The sequence below is a fragment of the Desulfogranum japonicum DSM 18378 genome, from assembly GCF_000429945.1.
GTDB classification, from domain to species: Bacteria; Desulfobacterota; Desulfobulbia; order Desulfobulbales; family Desulfobulbaceae; genus Desulfogranum; species Desulfogranum japonicum.
In genome coordinates this window covers 1-3,203 of record NZ_AUCV01000104.1, presented here as the reverse complement: position 1 = coordinate 3,203, position 3,203 = coordinate 1, and the positions used below count along the sequence as shown (strand labels likewise).

Annotated in this window: 4 protein-coding genes; all 4 read left to right on the top strand. The window is 39.0% G+C overall.

What is annotated here, in order from left to right; all coding sequences use genetic code 11:
* Positions 1-752 precede the first annotated feature (752 nt).
* Positions 753-1,226 carry a hypothetical protein gene (locus G493_RS0122385; RefSeq protein ID WP_028582153.1) on the top strand — a complete coding sequence of 158 codons (474 nt, stop codon included), beginning with the start codon at positions 753-755 and terminating at the stop codon, positions 1,224-1,226.
* A gap of 255 nt (positions 1,227-1,481) precedes the next feature.
* Complete coding sequence (locus tag G493_RS33615; protein WP_153306640.1) at positions 1,482-1,679, top strand: hypothetical protein; 198 nt, start codon at positions 1,482-1,484, stop codon at positions 1,677-1,679.
* Between the two features lie 706 nt (positions 1,680-2,385).
* Positions 2,386-2,553, top strand: a complete 168-nt coding sequence (locus G493_RS34150) for a hypothetical protein (RefSeq protein ID WP_205623748.1) — start codon at positions 2,386-2,388, stop codon at positions 2,551-2,553.
* 170 nt (positions 2,554-2,723) lie between these two features.
* Complete coding sequence (locus G493_RS34145) at positions 2,724-3,092, top strand: hypothetical protein (protein ID WP_205623747.1); 369 nt, start codon at positions 2,724-2,726, stop codon at positions 3,090-3,092.
* Positions 3,093-3,203 lie beyond the last annotated feature (111 nt).

Here is a 3,203-nt window from a genome sequence, read left to right as displayed (position 1 = left end):
GGCTATTGGGAAGACGGTGGCAGTAGTGCCGTTTGTCTGTTTCGTCACTGATACCGATAACGCTGTTGCTTGAATGTAGGTCGATTCCGACATATTAAAAAAGATGAACATCTTGTTAATAGCAAAATTGATAGATTTGTTATGTTTGTTTTTGATCTTGATGGCCTTTTGACTAAGATTGTAAAGTCACAACATTTTCCATAGAATAACAGAGAAAAAAGAAAAAAGGAGTCAGATTAAAAAATGTTGGGTGTAGCCTTACATCTGTGTGTCGCATCCTGTAGACCTTTATCTTGGCAAAACTGCCAACAAGAGAAAGATAGCTTATCTTGATGTATTTGGACCAGCTTGAAGAGGATTTGGTTTAGGGTGTCCGTTCAATGACGAACAAAGGGGTAGTCCTGGGAAATGGTCGGTTTAAAGGTGAAATAGAGGCGCTGGCAGGTAGACGCGTGATTGCGAAAAAGAGAGGGAGATTGGCAAAATCAGACAAAGAGAATAGTTGATTTTACTCTGACCCCAATTTTCTCTAATTTTCTCAATTAAATTCGTGCCGTGGTGGACATCCTGTTAAAAATGGCATGAATCTTGACAAGGCATTCCATGATAGATATGGAATTTGAGTGGTTTCTTTTCTATATTGGATAAAATAACCAAATGAAAATACAAATATTGTAATATCAACCACTATTTATAGAATTCTTTTTTCGAGACTACAGCCTGTTGTCTCTGGAAAGTAATATTTATTTTATATGAATAAAATTCTCTCTTTGTTATTCGTGTTAATTGTATTTTTTGCAGCTATTTATTTGTTAAATGACAGGAAAGTTGATTTGTTATTTATTGCATCAGGAAGGATTGTTTTTCCTCGCCCTCCTTATCATGCCAAAGAGCCTTTCTTTATTAAGGTTTCTGGAGAAAAACTTGATGATGAAGTTTGTAAAATGTTAAATTGGTTAAAATATGGTTCAAATAGTCACCAGGGTGAATGTGAAATTATATTGAATGAAAAATTTCATTCTTCTGCAAATGATATTTACTACGTTTGCGTTGGGTGTCGTATAAATAGTATTTCATATAGTTATATCTCTAAATTTTTTATTCCTATGAATGACAAATCCAACAATATCGAATATTTTTCTAGTAATAGAGATGCCAAACTTAGTGCAATAAAAGATGGTCAAAGTATCAGTGTGTATCGGGGCAATGTGTTTTTGACGCCTTAAGTCAGGTCTGGTAACTGATCACAGGATGTAATTTTTGGCTGATGACATTGCCTGGGATTTGCTAAAGTATCTCCTTATAAATAGGAACAAACACTTTAGCAAATCAACTTTATAAAATACGCGGTCGCAGCATTGATCAAGCCGACCTGGATAGTATACGCGATACCATTGCCTTGCATTGCATTGGGCAAGGGCCGGTCAGCCATTTCCAGAGCTTTGTGTGAGCAATGGCATTGGTATCAGGTGAACGGGAATTTGAAAGATCGTGCCTGTCGAGTCATGCTGCTGAACCTTGAGGAAAAAGGAGCAATACAGCTGCCTCCGCGTATTACTGAAAAAGACCGCTCAGAAAAACGGGATCAGAGTAAAAAATGTTGTCTTGCAGCCGCAAAGTTGAAAAAACGAAAAGAGAACTTAAAGGCAGAAAAAGAAGATATCACAATTTTACTCTGACCCCAATTTTCCTGATAAAATTAGGAGAATTGATTGGAATAAATGAAGAGTTATCAAGATCAGAGGGCTTCGATTTTGGAGTGGGTTTTGTTTCGACTCTTCCAGGGAGACCAATCGAAGCTACACCTTCTGTAGGTAAGTATCAAACCTCATTTTATAATTCCCTTGGAGGCGAATAATGTCTCTTTGTTCAACCGTACTAGGATTCCTTGCCGCAATTTGTATCCATATTTCAGTTAGGTGTAGGGTTCATAGGAATTCGATGTCGTATGGAGAAACATTAATAAAACTTACCTTGTCTTCGTTGAAACCAACAGAAATACCAAACCTGTTTACTTCTAAAGGAGTGATATTTTTTTATCTTGGAGGGGTTCTATTTCTTATTAGCTTGGGAGGGGGATAATCTGTCGCGAAAAAGGGACAGGTTTGTTTTTCTTTAAATCAAGCTTCCTGCGCTAATAAAATGAGTCATTTCCACTCGTTTACAGTTTCACTCTTCCATGCAATTTGCTTTGCATATACCAATTTAGCCGATCCGTCCACGTACTTACAACACGATATGAAAATTAAATCCTTGTGCCACAAGGAGAATTCGGAAATGTTGAAAAAAGGGTCAGAGTAAAATATGTTGGCTTAAAGCCGCAGGGTTGAAAAACGAAAAGAGAACATAAAGACAGAAAAAAAGATACCACATAAGGAGTAGCTGATGGCAAGATTAGCTCGCGTTTCACCTGCAAGAGTGCCGGTACATGTTATTCAGCGAGGCAGCAATCGTCAGGTATGTTTTGCGTCAGAGGAAGATTATGTTGCCTATATGGTTGGTTGGCTGAATGTGCCAAGAAATATAATGTGGAAATCCATGCCTGGGTATTGATGACGAATCTGTTCATCTTCTTTGCACACCCCTCAGGAAGGAGCGTTAAGTTTCATGATGTAATCTTTAGGCAGGAGTTATGTCCCTTATTCAATAAGGAATATAAACGAACGGGTACCCTGTGGGAAGGTCGATATAAGTCTTGTCTTGTGCAGTCGGAGACCTATCTCTTGGAAGTATGCAGATATATAGAACTTAATCCTGTGCGTGCGGAGATGGTGACTGATCCTGGTGAATATGCATGGTCAAGTTATAGGACGAATGCTCTGGGTGTTTCGTCAAATGTATGTACGTCACATCCTGAATATCTAGCTCTTGGTAAAACTGCCAAGAAGAGAAAGAAAGCGTATCTTGATGTATTTAGAAACCACCTTGGAGATGATCTGGTTGAGGACATCCGTTCAATGACGAACAAGGGGTTGGCCCTTGGAAATAGTCGCTTTAAAGGTGAAATAGAGGCGTTGACAGGCAGACGCGTGATTGCGAAAAAGAGAGGGGGCTGCAAAATCACGCAAAGAGAACACTTAAATTTACTCTGACCCTAATTTTCTTAGGCCGAGAATATACGCCAGAGCCTGAGCTTTCAGTATGACAAGGCAGGCAGGCGTATCAGCGAAACCAATGCTGCCGGCTATGTCACCAGGTATACC

Bases quoted from the DNA above. Each gene is read 5' to 3' on its own strand.
- G493_RS0122385 (WP_028582153.1), top strand. From the start codon at position 753: ATGAATAAAATTCTCTCTTTGTTATTCGTGTTAATTGTATTTTTTGCA.
- G493_RS34150 (WP_205623748.1), top strand. From the start codon at position 2,386: ATGGCAAGATTAGCTCGCGTTTCACCTGCAAGAGTGCCGGTACATGTT.